Genomic DNA, 17,805 nt, shown 5'->3' with positions numbered 1-17,805 from the left:
TTGCCGTAGGGTAGCACAGTTGTGTTACCCTACGAACGTATTTGTATCAACTTTTTGATAATCCAAAACCTAAATCGCTTCATGCCCCAAAATAACCAAATTGCTGTCGAGTTCCGTGATGTCACCTTTAGCCGTAATCATCGCCCTTTGGTATCAAATCTCAATTTCAGCATCAACCAAGGAGAAGCATTAGTATTACTCGGACGCAGTGGTAGCGGCAAAACCACAACAATGAAATTAATTAATCGCCTATTTACACCTACACAAGGCGAAGTTTTATTTGATGGTATTCCGACAACGCAATGGGATGAAATTAAACTGCGGCGAAAAATTGGTTATGTAATTCAAGAAACTGGTTTATTTCCTCATTTTAGCGTTGAACGTAATGTCGGTTTAGTTCCATCTTTGGAAGGTTGGCAACCAAGACAAATTAAAGCACGAGTTCATGAATTGTTGCATTTAGTAGGTTTAGAACCCGGAAAATTCGCAGAGCGTTATCCTCATGAACTTTCGGGGGGGCAGAAACAAAGAGTCGGTGTAGCCAGGGCGTTAGCGGCAGATCCGCCAGTCTTGTTGATGGATGAACCTTTTGGCGCACTCGATCCGATTACTCGTTTAGAACTTCAAGAAGAATTTCGGCATTTGCAACAAGAATTAGGCAAAACAGTGGTTTTTGTCACCCATGATATTCAAGAAGCCTTTGTTTTGGCATCAAGAATTGGTTTAATGTATGGGGGAGAATTGGTAGTATTAGGGACAACAGATGAATTTATGCGATCGCAACACCCAGAAAGCCTTGCATTTCTTCAATGTCTGCGTTCCTTAAAACAAGCTTTATGAAAGATTTCTTCCTGATTAAGTATGCCTCTGATATCTTAGATCGTACTCTAGAACACTTATTTTTAGTAAGTATTTCTATTGCGATCGCTATAGTTATCGGCATCCCATTAGGTATTTTAATTACACGCAAAACCTACCTCCGCAAACCAGTTCTTGGTATAGCGAATATTCTGCAAACTATTCCCAGTCTGGCGCTGTTCGGTTTACTCATCCCTGTTCCCATAATTGGCGGAATTGGCGCAGTACCAGCCATTGTTGCCCTAACTCTATATTCTTTCTTACCAATAATTCGTAACACCTACACAGGGATTACTGGCGTAGATCCAGCGATTCGGGAAGCTGGTAGAGGCATGGGCATGACTGATAACCAATTGTTGTTACAAGTTGAGATTCCTTTGGCAATAGGAGTGATTCTGGCAGGAGTGCGAGTAGCAACAGTAATTGCTATTGGGATTGCCACAATAGCAGCTGCAATTGGTGCTGGAGGTTTGGGAGTATTTATTTTCCGTGGTATAGCAGTAGTCAATAATCAGTTGATTTTAGCTGGTGCAGTTCCAGCAGCTGTAATTGCATTAATTGCTGACTTGGGAATTGGATGGATAGAAAACAAATTAAAAGTTAAAAGTTCAACCTCAAGCAAATAATGAAAAGATTTTTGGCACTTTGCTTTTTAGCTTTCGCCTTGTTACTAATAACTACTGGCTGTCACCAAAATACAAATAGTAGCGGTGGCGGTGATATTATCGTTGCTTCTAAAGATTTTACAGAACAAGATATTTTGGGAGAACTTCTAGCCCAACAAATTGAGGCTACAACTAATTTAAAAGTAGAGCGTCGCCCCAGGTTAGGTGGTTCTTTTATCTGTCATAACGCTATTATTAGTGGCAAAATTGATGCTTATATTGAGTATACTGGCACAGCTTATGCTGGGATTTTAAAACAAAAAGCAGTTACCGACCCCAAAATAGTTTATGAAAAACTAAAACAAGCATACGCCCAGCAATTCAATCTCGAAGTATTACCATCCTTGGGTTTTGAAAATACTTTTGCCATGATTATCCGGGGTGAAGATGCCAGACGCTACAATATTCAAACTCTTTCCCAAGTTGCTGAATATACACCAAAGTGGCGTGGTGGTTTTGGTTATGAATTTTTAGAACGAGAAGATGGTTTTCCGGGATTAGCTAAAACCTACAATTTAAACTTTAACAAACCACCCCAAATTATGGATTTGGGTTTAGTGTATCGTGCTTTGGTACAAAAATTGGTAGATATGGTGGCTGGTAGCTCAACAGACGGGCAGATTTCTCGTTTGGATGTAGTGGTATTAAAGGATGATAAACACTACTTTCCACCTTATGAAGTTGTGCCAATTGTTCGACAAGAAATTTTGAAAAAATATCCTGAATTAAGAAAAGCGATCGCTCAACTAGTAGGCAAGATTTCAGCAGACGAAATGCGGCAATTAAACAATTTAGTTGAGAGTGAATTGCGGGATATTAAAGATGTTGTCCTAGAGTTCCGGAAAGCAAAGGGATTAAATGTGTCTAAAGATATTAAAAAACCAATTTCTTCTTAATATCTTATTTTTTCAGATTATTTTATTTAAATCTAATTAAACACTGATAACCGTACAATAAATCATCCTAAAGGTAGAGAAACTTAAGTTAGCTTTAGTATTAGTCTAACTTGACTTTATTGTACTTTATTGCATACTTACCTCAATGTATTTACATATATTAACTGGTAAAGAAAGTCACTTAAAAACTCGCTACAATCAAAAATTATTTACACTTCCCAAAAAATCATGGTGTCAACTACAAGTTATACCTACAATACTGACGGTATCCTAACCACTGAAAGCATTGACAACAACAGTGATGGTATAGCAAACTCAGTCATCAACTACAATGTGGTAGCTGGCTACTCTGACCCTTTTGATATTATTTATACTTACGATGAACAGGGTAATCTGATATCTCGAACTCTGCTATTTTCTTATGATAGCAGTGTAACTGAGATAAGTAGTTTTACTTATGATAGTAACGGCAATCTCACATCCGAAAGCGTAAGCTACATTGATGGAGATGGTAATTTGACGTTGGGCAGTAAAAATATCTATAGCTACGATGCCAACGGCGATCGCACATTTGAAAGCTACGACAACAATGGGGATGGTAATCCTGACCTAATCAAAGCTTTTACCTACGATGATAATGGCAATATCACATCTGAAAGCTCTGACTATAATGACGGTAATCCTGCGGGAGTCACCACATATACTTACAACGCTAATGGCAAGCTAATATCTACCCAGGGCAGTAGCGGAAATGGTGTTATCTATACTTACGATAGCAACGGCAGACTGATAACCACTGGTTATGGTGACATAAACGCTAGCAACTTTAACCAGACTACTACGTATATTTATGATGCCTACGGTAGAGTGACATCTGAAGCAAATAACTACAATGATGGCAGACGTGACGATATCACAATCTATACATACAGTGCTGACGGCAACCAGATAACCAAAAGTACCAACTACTATGATGACGAAGGTAATCTTGATTCATTTGGCGCTACTCTCTACACTTATGACGCTAACGGCAACGAAACATCCTATAGCAGAGATACAAATGGTGATGGTGTTCTTGAACAAGTCACCAGTTCTACTTATGATGCCGATGGTAACCAGACATTCTTTAGCGAAGATTCTAATGGCGACGGCATAGCTGACGTGACCAGTATTTTTACTTATGATGCAGACGGCAACCAGATATCATCCAGCCGAGATAACGATGGTGACGGCATATTTGAAAGTATTAGCACTGTTACTTACAATGCTTTCGGCAACCCCACATCTGATAGTTATGACTCCGATGGTGACGGCATAGTTGACACTATTAACAGTATTTCTGCTTACGATGCTTATCAGCGATTAATATCCACAAGCGTTTCCCCAAATGGTGATGGCACATTTAGCTATGAAGGTTCATATACCTATGATCGCTACGGTAATCTAACATCCGCTGGTGGTCTCTGGGGTGTAGAAAGCTTCGGGAGTACCTATGGACGGTTAACAGCAACTGATGATTTCAACGGGGATGGTGAGCCTGATACATTCACGAATTATAACTATGATGTCAAGGGCAAGCTGATATCTAAAGAGACTGATAACAATAATGATGGTGTCACTGATACATTCACCAGTTACAGCTATGATGATAGCGGCAAGCTGCTTACCAAAAATGTTGATAATGGCAACGACGGCATTATAGATGTAGTTACTACCTACGGTTACAATGCCGATGGCAAGGTGATATCTGAAGAGACTGATAACAACAATGATGATGTTATTGACACTATTGCCACTTACAATTACGATGCCAACGGCAGGCTGCTCATTAAAAACGTTGATAATGGCAATGACGGCACTATTGACGCAGCTACTACTTACAAATACGATACCTTTGGCAAGTTAATAGCAGAAGAGACTGACAATAACAAGGATGGCGTTGCTGATAGTATTGTAAGCTACATTTACGATACGGCTATAGTCAGCACCATTGTTGATCGCTCCGGCTCCCTCGACATTCGTACTAGTCAACTTGTAGCGAAGATTGTTGATGATGACAATCCAGTACAGGGTTTGCTCCTCAACGGTGGTAGCGGTAATGATGAACTAATTGGTGATGCTGGCAATGACATTATTTATGGTGGTGACGGTAACGATGAACTTTTGGGATTAGCTGGTGTTGACTCTCTTTATGGTGGCAACGGTAGTGATGATTTAGTAGGTTTTGATGGCAATGACCTACTTTATGGTGGCAACGGTAATGATCAACTCTCAGGGTTTGACGGCAATGACAAACTCTCAGGTGAAAATGGTAATGATACCCTCATCGGCGGTGCTGGTGGCGATATCTTAATTGGTGGTAATGGTCGTAATACGTTTGTGTTTGAGTCTTTAAGTGATTCGTTGCTGTCGAATTTTGATGTAATTAAAGACTTTAAAATTGGAGTTGATACCATTGATGCACCATTAGCTGTGAGTGCTGCAAATATTGTTCAGTTTGGCTCCATTAACATTTTGAATGAGGCGAAAATCCAAAGTTTACTCAACAGTACCTCTTTTGCTGCTAATCAGGCGGCAACATTTACTCTAGGTACGGGTGATAATCAGCGGACGTTCTTGGCTCTTAATGATAATGCCAATGGATTTGTTGCCACAACTGACGCACTTATCGAAATTACTGGATTCAGTTCTAATCCTGGTTATGGGTTATCGGCATTGTCGATTGTTTAACCTGAGTTAGCTGAGTTGGACTGCATAAATTACTATTAAATATAATTTATGCAGTCAATAAAGTACTAATTTGACACAATAATCAGCTTTTTCTCAACAACAATTAAGGGAGTAACAACAGGCGATCGCTTATTTTGAAAATCGTTAATTCTTATCGCCAGATATTTTTAGCTCTGAATTCTACCAGTAGATTTGATGCTAAAACTGATGTGATCATTCAAATTACTGGGTACAGCGGTAATTTAAGGGCGCTTTCCTACTATCTATACGAAAGATAGTGTGAGATTTTGTTGGGAATTTTGAGAGACACTTGAGTTTTTAAAGTTTAGCGATCGCTTGCTATAAAAGAAGTTTATTTTTATTTATATCCTCAATATCATCCTTAAAGTAGATGAATTTAATTTTGTTTTGCTTACTTAGCGGTGTGACTATACTTAATTGGATTAAAAGTTAAATTTATTACTAAACATTAATTAGTAAATAAAGTTACATAGAAATCGCTAAAATCAATAATTACATCGACTATATTATTTTATTAAAGTCATGGTTTCAACTACAACTTATACTTACAATAGTGGCGAGTTGATCACTGAGAGCATTGACAACAACAGTGATGGCGTAGCAGATTCAGTCATTACCTATGGCGTGGTATCTAGTAGCTTTGATTTTTTCAATTACATTTATACTTATGATGCCAAAGGTAATCTGATATCCGTAAGCTTAGGTAGTACTCTCAGCTCCAGCTATACTTATGATGCCGATGGCAACCTGAGATCAGAAGTTTTTTACTACCCCGACGGCGGAATTTCTCAGAGCAAAACATATGATGCTACCGGCAACCTGACATCAGAGCTTTTGTATGATAATCTCCAAACGTATACTTACGATGCTCAGGGCAACCTGATATCTGAAAATAATAAGATTTATACTTACAATGCTAACGGCAACCGTACATCAGAAAGTATTGATAACGATGGCGATCGCAAACCTGACTCTATCACTACCTATACTTATAATGCCAAAGGCAAGTTGACATCCAAAAGTGATGACAACAATGGTGATGGCAAAGTTGACTCTACCACTACATATACTTATAATCCGAAAGGCAACTCGATAACAGTAAGCTCTGACTCAAATAGCGATGGCAAGGCTGAGGAAGTCACCACTTTTAACTTTGATGCTGATAGTAGGTTGGCATCGTTAAGCAGAGATAGCGATGGTGACGGCAAAGTTGACAATAGTGCTACTTATACTTACGATGCCAACGGCAATCTTATACCCGCAAACTCTACTTACGATACTAACGGCAATCTTATATCCGTCAACTCTGGGTCGTATTCTCAATCCTATACCTACGATGCCAACGGCAATCAAACTTCCTCTATATATTATGAAGATGGCCAAGTTGTAGAGGGTCACGTTTATACCTACGATGCTAACGGTAACCAAACATCCAAAAGCTCAGATTTTGATGGCGATGGCAAAGGTGATGAACTCTCCGCTACTTATACCTATGATCCCTACGGTCGTATAACATCTGCAAGCTATAAACTAGGTGTTAATAAATACGTCACTTATGGCTACGATACTTACGGTAATTTAATATCTTCCAGTGGTAGTAGTGAACCTTCTTTTACTAATACATTTGGTCGCACAAGCGTAATTAATAATAACGGTGATACTCAGGCTGATGCAGTCTCCATTGACAGCTATGATGCTGAGGGTAAGCTGATATCTAAACAGACTGACAAAAATAACGATGGCATAATTGATACGCTGACTACTTATAAATATGATACCTTTGGCAAGCTAATATCAAAAGAGAGTGATAATAATAATGATAGTGTTGCTGATAGTATTGTTAGTTACATTTACGATACAGCTGTAGTCAATATTTTTGTTGATCGCTATTACTACGTCGACGTTCGCATTAATCAACTTATAGCGAAAATTGTTAATGATGAGCATCCAGTGCCAGATTTACTTCTCAATGGTGGCAATGATAACGATGAACTGATTGGGGATGCTGGCAATGACAAAATTTATGGTGGTGACGGTAACGATGAACTTTTGGGATTAGCTGGTGTTGACTCTCTTTATGGTGGTAACGGTAGTGATGATTTAGTAGGTTTTGATGGTAATGACCTACTTTATGGTGGCAACGGTAATGATCAACTCTCAGGGTTTGACGGCAATGATAAACTCTCAGGTGACAACGGTAATGATACCCTCATTGGCGGTGCTGGTGGCGATATCTTAGTTGGTGGTAAAAGCCGTGATACGTTTGTGCTTGAGTCTTTAAGTGATTCGTTGCTGTCGAATTTTGATGTAATTAAAGACTTTCAGATTGGCGTAGATACCATTGATGCACCATTAGCCGTGAACGCCAGCAATGTGGGCCAGTTTGGCAATATTAACACTTTGACTGAGACAGAAATTCAAGACTTATTGAATACTAGCAATTTTGCTGCTAATCAGGCGGCAACATTTACTCTAGGTACGGCTGATAAGCAGCGGACGTTCTTGGTTATTAATGATAATGTCAATGGGTTTCTTGCCACCACTGATGCCATTATTGAGATTACTAGGTGGAGTAATAGTGTAGTTGCGGTTCCGATTAATAATTTATCAATCTTGTCGATTGTTTAATCTGAGTTAGCTAAGTTTATTTGTAGGCAATTAGACTTGTTATAAAATTGCCTTTTTACATTAAATTTTCGTAGATTCCATCAGAAAAGCTTGTTTTTAGAGGTTATTTATAAAGTAAAAATCAAATTACTGTAGGCTTTGTTCAGTGTATATTTTAATCTGATACCAATTCAATTAATGGTTGCAACACATCTTTGGATAAAGACGCGATGAATCGCGTCTCTACAGATGGAATATTTGTCGCATTCTTTTTTCTAATTAGTATGATTTCTCACAAGAAACATGATGATAAAAGATGTTTTGAGCTAAGGCTTCCTTAGATCAAACTTTTCTTTATGTGAACAAGAAATCTTTTACGTTTTACTATTTTGTTTTGACTGCTGGCTGTGATGTTTGGACTGTCTGGGGTAAACTCCAGTCAGGACGCAAATTGGCAGCATTACGCAAATAGATATGGTGAATTGGCGCAGAGACTGGCAGGTACGCGTGAACTAAAAACCGAATGCAGTTCTCTAAACAGCCTTCGACGTGCATTTGCTGCACATCTAACATGGCTACATTATCCCAGCCAGGACGTGTTCTTGCGATCGCTGCTGGAAAAATAGCATCCAAGTCGCGTGTTACTGAGAAAGTAACACTAATAATGCCTGTAGGCTGGAGGTGGTTCCGGTTTTCTAGTTCATCTAGTAGTTCCGTCACCACTTCTCGAATTGCCTCAACTGTATTTTCTGTAACGGTTGTTGCTCCACGAATAGCCCGCATTTGCCACTCCACGCCAAAATCCTCCTTAATTTAGTCATTAGTCATTGGTCATTAGTCATCAGTCATTAGTCAAAGGACAAAAGACAAAAGACAAATGACAACAACCATTTATGGTCTATATAACCACAAGGGTAAACCACTAGTAGACATTTCAAATTCCAGCCAATTTATACTAGCCCCAATTCCTGATGAAACCTGACGACTCCCTGGTAGAACACGACTTAACAAGGGTTTACGTTCTTCTAGGGTATAACAGAGAGTTTTTTCTGGATCAAGACCAACCAATTCTGCTGTCCAACGACGAGCATCTTCTTCTGTTCCTAAGCGGTCTACAACACCTAGTTCTAAGGCTTGCTGTCCAGTAAAAATTCGACCATCGGCGAAAGTTTTGACAGTTTCTACCCCCAAAGAACGAGCATCAGCTACTGTTTGGACAAACTGCTGATAACTTATGTCTATTAATTCTTGGAGGATATTTTCTTCTGGTTCAGTCAGTTCTCGGTCGAAAGCCAAAATGTCTTTGTAAGGGCCAGACTTAATTACTTTGAAGGAAACACCAACTTTTTCTAGCAAGCGTTCTAAGTTATTTCCACGCAGAATCACACCAATGCTACCTGTAATCGTGCCTGGGTTAGCGACGATGTGTTCAGCTCCCATGCCGATGTAAACACCTCCAGAAGCAGAAATATTACCAAAGCTGGCAACGATTTTGATTTTTTCGCGCAAACGTTTGAGAGCGCTGTAGATTTCTTGAGAATCTCCTACTGTACCGCCAGGGCTGTCAATGCGTAGCAGTAATGCGGGAAACTTTTTTTCCTCTACAGTCTTTAGGGCTTCTAACACTCGTTTGCGAGTTGCACTGGCGATCGCACCAGTAATTTCAATCCGAGCAATTTGTTTACGAAACTTGGGCTTAAATGGCCAAACCATGAGTGTCAAAATCCCTCTTAATAAACTCAATATAAAATGCCCAGCGGTCTCGCGACCTGCTTTGCTCTGTTAAGAAACGTGAGCAGGCAGAATGTGAATCACAATTTTAATCAAATTTTTATATTTTTCGAGCTTTTTTATTTGCTATGTTTTAACGAATGCCAATAAATAAATCACATTGAAGACGTTAAGCTAGGCGAATAATCCACAACAGAGTTTAGTGTCCAGCACTGTATTCTAGCACACCTGAGTTTGGCTATTCTAGTTTAATCAGTCTATTGACCCAGATTGAGTCGTTAGTTATTAGTAATTAATTCCTGATAACTGGCAGTTAATAATTATTTAATGAATATCTAGGCAGTCAATTTAATTAATAAAATTTATTATTAATAATATAATTCACTTTAATTACTATAATGCTAGTTACATTTTGCATATTGAGAAATATTACTTTTTCAACTATTGTGTAGCCCGTAAGCACCTGACGAAGTTATTAGCATTCTCAGGAATTTATACGTAATATTTGATACCTATAATAGACGTACATATCAAACAGTGCGCCGACAAAACTACAGGTCAAGCTAATCACGAATAGTCCACGTAGGGGAGTGCCACTACCAAAGGTCGCAAGAAAATGCATGATTTCGGTGGCGATCGCTTCGGTCAATGCTTGTAACCCAGGGAAGTTACCCATAAGGGATAGAGTGAGCAACAGGCTGCCCACCAAAAGCATGGGGGCAACAAAACTAAAAATGATTGTTAGCAGTAGGGAACGGAGTAAGTTAGTAAAAAGGGTCATTTAGGACAAGCTCCGTGAGTAAAGACGACAATAACTAGATAACGGTTTGTCATTTTCTACAATACGTGCGATCGCTCCAGAGCAAACAATCTGTCAAAAATCTTAAGTTTTCATTAAAAGAAAGGTCTACTAGTTACAAAAAATGCTGGGCGCATGAAAAAGACCTGAAATTGACGAAACCCTTTAAAAATCAAGGTCATAGTTCAAGTAAGCTCTGATTTATTGAGTCACAGGAGCCTTAAAAGCAGTTTCCTTTTCTGAGAGCAGCTTTAAAGTAAGTTAATGTTTAACCTAAGTTGAGAGAGTGGAGAGTGAGGGAGAAGAGGGGCGGAGGGGCAGGGAGCAGGGAGCAGGGGGTTAGGAGAGGCAGGGGAGGCAGGGGAAGAAGTTTTTGACTCTTGACTCAGCACGGGCTAAACGCCCCGCTACCGCTAACAGGACTCAGCACTCTCAATGCCCAATGCCTAATGCTTTATTCCCAATGCCCTATTCCCTATTTACAATCACTTTCGCTATTCTTAAGGCAATTACCGAGTTAGCTACAAAACATTGAGCCAGACAACATCCAAATCAAGTTTAGGAGAATGGAGCCAGCGATTGCTGGCGGCGGTTTTTCTGGGTGGACAAGTACTAGTTCACCTCATGAGGGGCAAAATTCATCGGCGTAACACCTTAGAGCAAATGGCAGCGGTTGGGCCAGATTCTCTATTTATTGCTCTATTGACGGCTATTTTTGTCGGGGCAGTATTTACAATTCAGGTTGCCCGGGAATTTATCAACTTCGGTGCAGGAAACATAGTTGGCGGAGTGCTTTCCGTAGCATTGACGCGGGAACTCTCACCTGTGCTAACAGCAGTAATTTTGGCAGGGCGAGTTGGTTCTGCGTTTGCAGCAGAAATTGGCACGATGCGAGTAACCGAGCAAATTGATGCCATGTTGATGTTAAAAACTGACCCAATTGATTATCTAGTTATCCCCCGTGTTCTTGCTTGCTGTTTCATGCTGCCAATTTTAACCCTCCTGTCTTTGGTCACAGGGATGCTGGGGGGATTAATAATTGCAACGCACATTTATAACCTGTCTGACACGGTATTTCTAGAGTCAGCACGTAACTTTCTGGGCGTCTGGGATATTTGTAGCGCCCTAATTAAAGCTTGTTGCTTCGGTATTTTAATTGCCGTAATTGGTTGTAGTTGGGGTTTGACAACAACAGGGGGAGCTAAAGGAGTAGGACAATCAACCACAACAGCTGTTGTTACCGCCTTACTAATTATATTTATTAGCAACTTCTTTCTTTCTTGGTTGATGTTTCAGGGAGCTGGGAGTGCGTTCCTGCCAGGCTTCTAATAGCGATGAGTGGGGGAGATGCGGGAAATAAGGAAATCTCTTGAAATATGAAATTTGAGGCTAAAAAGCTCAAAATCGAGGTTCCAAAGGTGAACATTGACCCTTAGAAGGTTAACCTTAAGCTTCAACTAATGACAAATGACAAATAACAAATGACCAACCCTTGAAATCCTAAAATAGGAGAGATGTTTAATAACAAAGTAGGATCTAAGACTGTGACCAGTTCCTTTGCTCCTAACTCCGCGTCTACCGTGGAACTTAAGCCCAGTTACAACATACCTATAGTGCTGGTGATTTTAGCCATTCCACTGCTAATAGTACAACCCTGGATAGGCTTCGTTGTTGCACTGTTTGGCTTGTTTCTCATGTTTCAAGCGTTAACACTGCGTTTGCAATTCAGTGCTACCGACTTAGATATCTACAGAGGCGAAAAATTAATTCGCCGTTTTCCTTACCAGGAATGGCAAAATTGGCGTATCTTCTGGAATGGAATCCCCATCTTGTTTTATTTTAAAGAAATTAAAAGCATTCACTTTTTGCCGATTTTATTTGACCCGAAAACTTTGAAGGCTTGTCTGGAAGAACGTTGCCCACGTATTTAGTGCTGAGGAGCTACTGCGTTGGACAAAGAAAAATCTGAGCGGAGTAAGCCTCCGCTCGGAACTTTCCAACAGAGGCTTTCTCCGTTAACGTTAGCTCCTTGCATTATGCGGGTTGCTGAACTGCTCCTAGCAAAGACCAAGACGAACAGAGAGTAACCCCCGTTGAGGCGACTGGCGTTGCTGAGCTTAGAGCGCAACTACTCAGCACTCTTGTAATATTTGTGAAAGCTATTAATTCGCGTAATAGGAATTACACTATTTGTTTATGAACCCAGAGGAATCCCAAACCCCAAAACCAATTGATGAGAGGTTGGCAGAAACACAAGAACACAACAATCCAGTTGAAAACTCAGAAAACCTACCTGTTGAGTCAGTGTTGGAAACAGAAGCTAAGAGCTTATCAATTGACACACAACAAGATGACACAATTTTTGAGCAGTCAATCTCCACCAAGCCAGAATCGGTAGATTCTACAATTGTGCCAACAGAAGAGTCAACTGACGAGTTTGTAGCACAGTTAGAAACAGAAACCGCTGCCTTAGAGTCAGAAACTGAATTAGAATCACAAGATAATTTCCTGTACTCTGAAGCAGAACAACGACTTGCAGAGTTACACAGTACCGAAGCAGCCCTCAAAGAAGAAATAGCCAAACTACAAGCTTCCTACCAAACCCTTCAGGCACAAATCAGTGAAACTCAAACCACATTGGGACGGCTTGTGCAAGAGTCGCTGGTACAGTTAGAACAACGCAAGCAAGCGCTGCAAATTTCTGTAGAGCAACTGGAACGCCGTCAAGAACGTATCCGCAACGAGATGCGAACAACTTTTGCGGGAGCTTCCCAAGATTTGGCAATTCGCGTACAGGGTTTTAAAGACTATCTCACGGGTAGCTTACAAGATTTGGCACTAGCAGCAGAACAGTTGCAACTTGTACCTACTGTCACAGAACGAGAAAAACCAGTTGTGGCGGAAATTAAACCAGTTGAAACTCAACCAGGAATACCACAGTTTGCCCAACAGCAGTTTCAAGATACTACAAAGCAAATTCGTCGTCTGATTGACCAATATCGTAATAAACCAGATTACTATGGCCCCGCTTGGCAACTGCGCCGTACCTTTGAACCAGTCCACGCTGAAAGAGTTTCTAACTGGTTTTTCAATCAAGGGGGACGTGGTGCTTTGCGGACAATGGGTAGCCGCTTACAGAATATTTTGATTGCTTCAGCAGCGATTTCGATTTTACACAAATTGTATGGCGATCGCGTCCGTACTTTGGTGTTAGCCAATACACCAGAACGTTTGGGTGAATGGCGGCGCGGCTTGCAAGACTGCCTGGGAATTGGTCGCCCAGATTTTGGCCCCGACAGAGGATTAGTATTATTTGAGACACCTGAAGCAGCGGCTCAAAAAGCAGACCGATTAGTCAAAGCGAATCAATTACCCTTAATTATCATTGATGATTCGGAGGAGCAGATTAGTCTGTCACTGCTGCAATTTCCTCTATGGCTAGCCTTTGCTCCTGACCCCAAAATCATGAGAAATTATGATGATGACTTTTAATTAAGTCAAGAGTCCAGAGTCCAAAGTCCAAAGTCCAAGTATTGACTCTTGACCCTTGACTCTTGGCCCTTGACTCTTGACCCTTAATTTTTTTGAATTGATTATGGCTATTTGGTTAACTTTGTGCAGCACAATTGTGGTCATAGCTTACCTGTTGGGTTCTTTTCCCACTGGATATATCGCTGTGAAGCAGTTAAAGGGTATTGATATTCGCGAAATTGGTTCAGGTTCCACTGGCGCAACTAATGTGCTAAGAACTTTAGGGAAAGGGCCAGGAGCATTCGTTTTAGTACTTGATTCCTTAAAAGGAGTATTAGCGATCGCTCTTGTTTATTGGTTGTTCAACTTTGCCGCTAGTGAAAATTTTATCCCACTGACAGTAGATGTGAAACTGTGGCAATCGTGGCTAGTAATTTTAGCTGGATTAGCTGCCATCCTTGGACACAGTAAATCTATTTTTTTAGGCTTTACTGGCGGTAAATCTGTTGCTACCAGCTTGGGGATTTTGTTGGCAATGAGTTGGCAGGTAGGTTTAGCAACAGCAGGTGTATTTGCTGTCGTTGTGGCAATATCGCGAATTGTCTCTTTGAGTTCAATTGCAGGTGCGATCGCTGTTCCTATATTGATGCTAGTTTTACATCAACCATTGCCTTATATTTTGTTTGGTATTGCTGGTGGATTTTATGTAATTTTCCGCCATCGTACTAATATTGAACGGTTACTTGCTGGAACTGAACCAAAAATTGGAGAAAAGTTAGTAACAGAACCAGAACAAACTGCATAATTTGCGAAATGCCTACATACACATCTGTAGTTCTCTATTAGAGTTCAATTAAGAGTTATGTTGGCAAAATCATTACAAAAAGGTTTATTAGTAGCAGCTACATTATTATCTGTTTTGCCTGGGTTTACACAAGTTGCCCAAGCTGAATCTACCCCAGATTTATTTGGAGCGATCGCTTATTCTAGCTCAACAGGAGTTTACACTTCAGCAACTGGTTTGTCACGTAAAGAAGCTGAGCGTGGCGCTCTTTCTAGTTGCCAAAGACAATCTAGGGCTAGTGATTGTTCAGTTCCTTTATGGTTTAAAAATGCTTGGGGAGCCTTAGCCGTAGGTTCTAATGGTGCTTATGGTGCAGGCTGGGGATATGATACCAATCACCCAGCCAGAGGTAGGTCTCTTGCAGGACGGTATGCTCTACAAACCTGCCAAAAATATGGCGGTGTAAATTGTCGAGTGATTTTTACTAAAGAAGCTAGATATCAGGTAATTGATCATGGAACGGTATTAGTTCCAGCTAATGAGTAATTCTCAGATTTGCTGTCAATCAAAAGAACTATAAATCAATATTAATTGCACTAAGAGAGAATGCGATTGCATTCTCTCTTTTTGTTTTATGGAATTAAAGGGATTACTATTAAACTAGAATAACTACTTGATAGATGAAAGTAAGTAGAAGGCTAAATTAAACCTAACTTTAAATTGCCGGGTTTTGACTGCGCTCAACCCTCTTCTAATCAGGCTAACGAGCATTGAGCGAAGTCGAAATGCGTCTTCTAAATAATTGTACCCACTTACTTAATTAGGTGTTGAGTTAGATAAGTTAAATTATTAGTGATAAAGAATTAAAACAACTTATTGAAAGTAACGCTAGAATAGCCCAGGCTATGTTAGATGAAATGGCTGAAGCTAGACAGGAACGGCAGGAACTTCGAGAAGGAATGATACAACTCCAGAATGTAGTAGAGCGATTGACAAATGTACAAGAAGGAATAGCCAATAAATTAGCTTCTCTTGATGGCGATCGCCCTACTATTCTTAGGAAACTCTCCACAATTGAAAATAAGGTTGCTCATATATTGCAGCGAGAGCAAGAAGAAGTAGAATTCCCAATCAATTCTGACCAACTAATATAGTTACAGTGCTGCATTTACTCTAATATTGCCCTCATGAACGCAATCCCAACTTTACCCAACTATATCAATGGTCAGTGGTGTGCATCTAGCGCTACAGAATACTTAGATGTAATTAACCCAGCTACCGCAGAGTTACTGGCTCAAGTTCCATTATCACCAGCATCTGAAGTAAATCAAGCCGCCGTTGCTGCCGCAGCAGCTTTTGTTACTTGGCGGCGTACGCCACCTACAGAACGCGTTCAGTATTTATTTAAGCTGAAAAACTTGCTGGATGAACATTTTGAGGATTTAGCTCGCACAATTACCCTCGAATGTGGTAAGACGTTAGCTGAGTCTAAGGGTGAGATGCGTCGCGCTATCGAAAATGTGGAAGTTGCCTGTGGTATCCCGATGATGATGCAGGGAACTAACCTGGAAGATGTCGCAAAGGGCATTGATGAAATGATGATCCGCCAACCGTTGGGAGTGGCGGCGGTGATTTGTCCTTTTAACTTTCCGGGGATGATTCCGTTTTGGTTTTTGCCATATGCGATCGCTTGCGGTAATACTTACATTGTCAAGCCTTCCGAAAAAGTGCCGTTGACAATGCAAAAAATCTTCCAACTATTAGAAAAAATAGGTTTACCTCAAGGAGTAATTAACTTAGTCAACGGTGCGAAAGCAGCGGTAGATGCAATTTTAGATCATCCCCAAATTCGAGCAATTAGCTTTGTTGGTTCCACACCAGTAGCTAAATATATATATAGTCGAGGGGCAGCAAATGGTAAGCGGATGCAATGTCAAGGCGGTGCAAAAAATCCGATTATTGTTTTGCCAGATGCAGATATAGAAATGACAACCCGGATTGCTGCTGACAGCGCTTTTGGATGTGCGGGACAACGTTGTTTAGCCGCCTCAATTGCCGTCACAGTGGGTACAGCACGGCAGACATTTACAGAAGCGATCGCCCAAACTGCGAAAAATCGCATCGTCGGGAATGGTTTAGACCAAAGTGTGGAAATGGGGCCTGTAATCACTACTGAGAGCAAAGCACGGATTGAGGGATTAATTCAAAAAGGGGTGGATGAAGGCGCAAACTTGTTGATTGATGGAAGAAATCCAAATATTACCGATTATGAAAAGGGTAACTTTATCCGACCAACGATTTTACAAAATGTCGAGCCGGCTGGTGAAATCGCTCGTACAGAAATTTTTGGCCCAGTGTTGAGTTTAATTCATTTGGATAGTATTGATGATGCGATCGCTTTAATCAACAGTGGTCAATACGGTAACATGGCTTGCTTATTTACTAGTAGCGGTGCAGCAGCTCGTAAGTTCCGCTACGAAGCAGAAGCTGGTAATATCGGCATTAACATCGGTGTTGCTGCACCAATGGCGTTTTTTCCCTTTAGCGGTTGGAAAGAAAGCTTTTTTGGTGACTTACACGGGCAAAGTAATCACGCAGTAGAGTTTTTTACTCAAACTAAAGTAATTGTTGAACGCTGGCCCAGTGAGTGGTCGCGGCAATTTTGAATAAATACTCAACTCAAAATCATTATCTCGCTTACCAGGCACTTGGATAAGGTTTAATCCGTCTCGATTAGCCATAACCAGAAAACTCAGGTTAACAGCAGTGCTTAAACTAGCAGTAATTCTGACAAAACTATAAAAATATGGCAAAGCGTAGGAGAACAACGTGAAACAAACAGTTATTGTCAAAACCCTTATTGCATCCATAAGTTTATTAACTTTATTTGCTCCTAATCAAGCATCAGCTCAACTTGTACCGCAGCCTTGGGTTTCAGTCGGTGAACAAGATGGAGACATCACCTATGCAGTAGGAGTTAGGGCTTTGAATTTCGGGGTTGAGTTAGGAAATGGCCCTGATGGTTCAACAGGTGTAGATGTTCTGAAATTTATCAGTTTACCCGTCATTTCACCTTATGTCGGACTTGGATATTATTCTGAAGATAAAGGAGTTGCAGTTTCAGGTGGTGTTCAGGTAGGCGCTAGCAATAACGTTTTCGTTGGTGCTGGTTACAATTCGGTGCGAGGGTTCAACGGACAAGTAGGAATTAGATTTTAATTGGTCTGCTAGTCTTTATAGTCG

Annotated in this window: 16 protein-coding genes; 13 read left to right on the top strand and 3 right to left on the bottom strand. The window is 40.5% G+C overall.

Features of this window, described 5'->3' with window-relative positions; translation table 11 throughout:
- The first annotated feature begins 81 nt into the window (after positions 1-81).
- The 5 genes from WKK05_RS32300 (at position 82) to WKK05_RS32280 (ending at position 7,798) form a co-directional block, all read left to right on the top strand.
- Positions 82-840 (top strand): ATP-binding cassette domain-containing protein, encoded by a 759-nt coding sequence (locus WKK05_RS32300; protein WP_341527073.1) that lies wholly within the window; start codon positions 82-84, stop codon positions 838-840.
- Positions 837-1,484, top strand: coding sequence for an ABC transporter permease (locus WKK05_RS32295; RefSeq protein ID WP_341527072.1), 648 nt, complete (start codon positions 837-839; stop codon positions 1,482-1,484). Before WKK05_RS32300 ends, WKK05_RS32295 begins: the two co-directional genes overlap by 4 nt.
- Positions 1,484-2,419 (top strand): glycine betaine ABC transporter substrate-binding protein, encoded by a 936-nt coding sequence (locus WKK05_RS32290; protein ID WP_341527071.1) that lies wholly within the window; start codon positions 1,484-1,486, stop codon positions 2,417-2,419. Before WKK05_RS32295 ends, WKK05_RS32290 begins: the two co-directional genes overlap by 1 nt.
- A 228-nt stretch (positions 2,420-2,647) precedes the next feature.
- Entirely contained in the window at positions 2,648-5,149 is a 2,502-nt protein-coding gene (locus WKK05_RS32285; protein ID WP_341527070.1) for a bluetail domain-containing putative surface protein, read from the top strand.
- 543 nt (positions 5,150-5,692) lie between these two features.
- Positions 5,693-7,798 (top strand): bluetail domain-containing putative surface protein, encoded by a 2,106-nt coding sequence (locus WKK05_RS32280; protein ID WP_341527069.1) that lies wholly within the window; start codon positions 5,693-5,695, stop codon positions 7,796-7,798.
- Between the two features lie 363 nt (positions 7,799-8,161).
- On the opposite strand, the gene aroH is transcribed toward WKK05_RS32280, so the two are convergent.
- From aroH to WKK05_RS32265, 3 genes are all read right to left on the bottom strand, one after another.
- Complete coding sequence (gene aroH / locus WKK05_RS32275; RefSeq protein WP_341527068.1) at positions 8,162-8,572, bottom strand: chorismate mutase; 411 nt, start codon at positions 8,570-8,572, stop codon at positions 8,162-8,164.
- A gap of 96 nt (positions 8,573-8,668) precedes the next feature.
- Positions 8,669-9,490, bottom strand: coding sequence for a signal peptide peptidase SppA (gene sppA, locus WKK05_RS32270; RefSeq protein WP_341527067.1), 822 nt, complete (start codon positions 9,488-9,490; stop codon positions 8,669-8,671).
- A gap of 502 nt (positions 9,491-9,992) precedes the next feature.
- Positions 9,993-10,289: a hypothetical protein gene (locus WKK05_RS32265; protein WP_341527066.1), complete on the bottom strand. Its 297-nt coding sequence runs from the start codon at positions 10,287-10,289 to the stop codon at positions 9,993-9,995.
- A 549-nt stretch (positions 10,290-10,838) separates the two neighbouring features.
- Between WKK05_RS32265 and WKK05_RS32260 the strand changes: the two genes are divergently transcribed.
- The 8 genes from WKK05_RS32260 to WKK05_RS32225 all read left to right on the top strand — a co-directional run bounded on the left by WKK05_RS32260 (position 10,839) and on the right by WKK05_RS32225 (position 17,781).
- Complete coding sequence (locus tag WKK05_RS32260; RefSeq protein WP_341527065.1) at positions 10,839-11,636, top strand: MlaE family lipid ABC transporter permease subunit; 798 nt, start codon at positions 10,839-10,841, stop codon at positions 11,634-11,636.
- A gap of 185 nt (positions 11,637-11,821) precedes the next feature.
- Positions 11,822-12,238, top strand: a complete 417-nt coding sequence (locus tag WKK05_RS32255; protein ID WP_341527064.1) for a DUF3119 family protein — start codon at positions 11,822-11,824, stop codon at positions 12,236-12,238.
- Positions 12,239-12,503: 265 nt separating this feature from the next.
- Positions 12,504-13,799 carry a DUF3086 domain-containing protein gene (locus WKK05_RS32250; protein WP_341527063.1) on the top strand — a complete coding sequence of 432 codons (1,296 nt, stop codon included), beginning with the start codon at positions 12,504-12,506 and terminating at the stop codon, positions 13,797-13,799.
- Positions 13,800-13,902: 103 nt separating this feature from the next.
- Positions 13,903-14,583: a glycerol-3-phosphate 1-O-acyltransferase PlsY gene (gene plsY / locus WKK05_RS32245; RefSeq protein ID WP_341527062.1), complete on the top strand. Its 681-nt coding sequence runs from the start codon at positions 13,903-13,905 to the stop codon at positions 14,581-14,583.
- A 57-nt stretch (positions 14,584-14,640) separates the two neighbouring features.
- Positions 14,641-15,108, top strand: a complete 468-nt coding sequence (locus tag WKK05_RS32240) for a DUF4189 domain-containing protein (protein ID WP_341527061.1) — start codon at positions 14,641-14,643, stop codon at positions 15,106-15,108.
- A 359-nt stretch (positions 15,109-15,467) separates the two neighbouring features.
- Positions 15,468-15,716 carry a hypothetical protein gene (locus tag WKK05_RS32235; RefSeq protein WP_341527060.1) on the top strand — a complete coding sequence of 83 codons (249 nt, stop codon included), beginning with the start codon at positions 15,468-15,470 and terminating at the stop codon, positions 15,714-15,716.
- Positions 15,717-15,749: 33 nt separating this feature from the next.
- A complete protein-coding gene (locus WKK05_RS32230; RefSeq protein WP_341527059.1) occupies positions 15,750-17,228 on the top strand; it encodes a CoA-acylating methylmalonate-semialdehyde dehydrogenase in 1,479 nt (492 codons plus the stop codon).
- A gap of 163 nt (positions 17,229-17,391) precedes the next feature.
- A complete protein-coding gene (locus WKK05_RS32225; RefSeq protein WP_341527058.1) occupies positions 17,392-17,781 on the top strand; it encodes a hypothetical protein in 390 nt (129 codons plus the stop codon).
- Positions 17,782-17,805: the final 24 nt, after the last annotated feature.

It is taken from the genome of Nostoc sp. UHCC 0302 (assembly GCF_038096175.1).
Taxonomy (GTDB): domain Bacteria; phylum Cyanobacteriota; class Cyanobacteriia; order Cyanobacteriales; family Nostocaceae; genus UHCC-0302.
The sequence above is the reverse complement of the archived record's forward strand: the minus strand, read 5'-3'. Positions and strand labels throughout refer to the sequence as shown.

What these genes read in the sequence shown, in the direction of transcription:
- WKK05_RS32300 (WP_341527073.1), top strand. Translation starts at nt 82, where the DNA reads ATGCCCCAAAATAACCAAATTGCTGTCGAGTTCCGTGATGTCACCTTT.
- WKK05_RS32295 (WP_341527072.1), top strand. Translation starts at nt 837, where the DNA reads ATGAAAGATTTCTTCCTGATTAAGTATGCCTCTGATATCTTAGATCGT.
- WKK05_RS32290 (WP_341527071.1), top strand. Translation starts at nt 1,484, where the DNA reads ATGAAAAGATTTTTGGCACTTTGCTTTTTAGCTTTCGCCTTGTTACTA.
- WKK05_RS32285 (WP_341527070.1), top strand. Translation starts at nt 2,648, where the DNA reads ATGGTGTCAACTACAAGTTATACCTACAATACTGACGGTATCCTAACC.
- WKK05_RS32280 (WP_341527069.1), top strand. Translation starts at nt 5,693, where the DNA reads ATGGTTTCAACTACAACTTATACTTACAATAGTGGCGAGTTGATCACT.
- sppA (WP_341527067.1), bottom strand. Translation starts at nt 9,490, where the DNA reads ATGGTTTGGCCATTTAAGCCCAAGTTTCGTAAACAAATTGCTCGGATT.
- WKK05_RS32265 (WP_341527066.1), bottom strand. Translation starts at nt 10,289, where the DNA reads ATGACCCTTTTTACTAACTTACTCCGTTCCCTACTGCTAACAATCATT.
- WKK05_RS32255 (WP_341527064.1), top strand. Translation starts at nt 11,822, where the DNA reads ATGTTTAATAACAAAGTAGGATCTAAGACTGTGACCAGTTCCTTTGCT.
- WKK05_RS32250 (WP_341527063.1), top strand. Translation starts at nt 12,504, where the DNA reads ATGAACCCAGAGGAATCCCAAACCCCAAAACCAATTGATGAGAGGTTG.
- plsY (WP_341527062.1), top strand. Translation starts at nt 13,903, where the DNA reads ATGGCTATTTGGTTAACTTTGTGCAGCACAATTGTGGTCATAGCTTAC.
- WKK05_RS32240 (WP_341527061.1), top strand. Translation starts at nt 14,641, where the DNA reads ATGTTGGCAAAATCATTACAAAAAGGTTTATTAGTAGCAGCTACATTA.
- WKK05_RS32235 (WP_341527060.1), top strand. Translation starts at nt 15,468, where the DNA reads ATGTTAGATGAAATGGCTGAAGCTAGACAGGAACGGCAGGAACTTCGA.
- WKK05_RS32230 (WP_341527059.1), top strand. Translation starts at nt 15,750, where the DNA reads ATGAACGCAATCCCAACTTTACCCAACTATATCAATGGTCAGTGGTGT.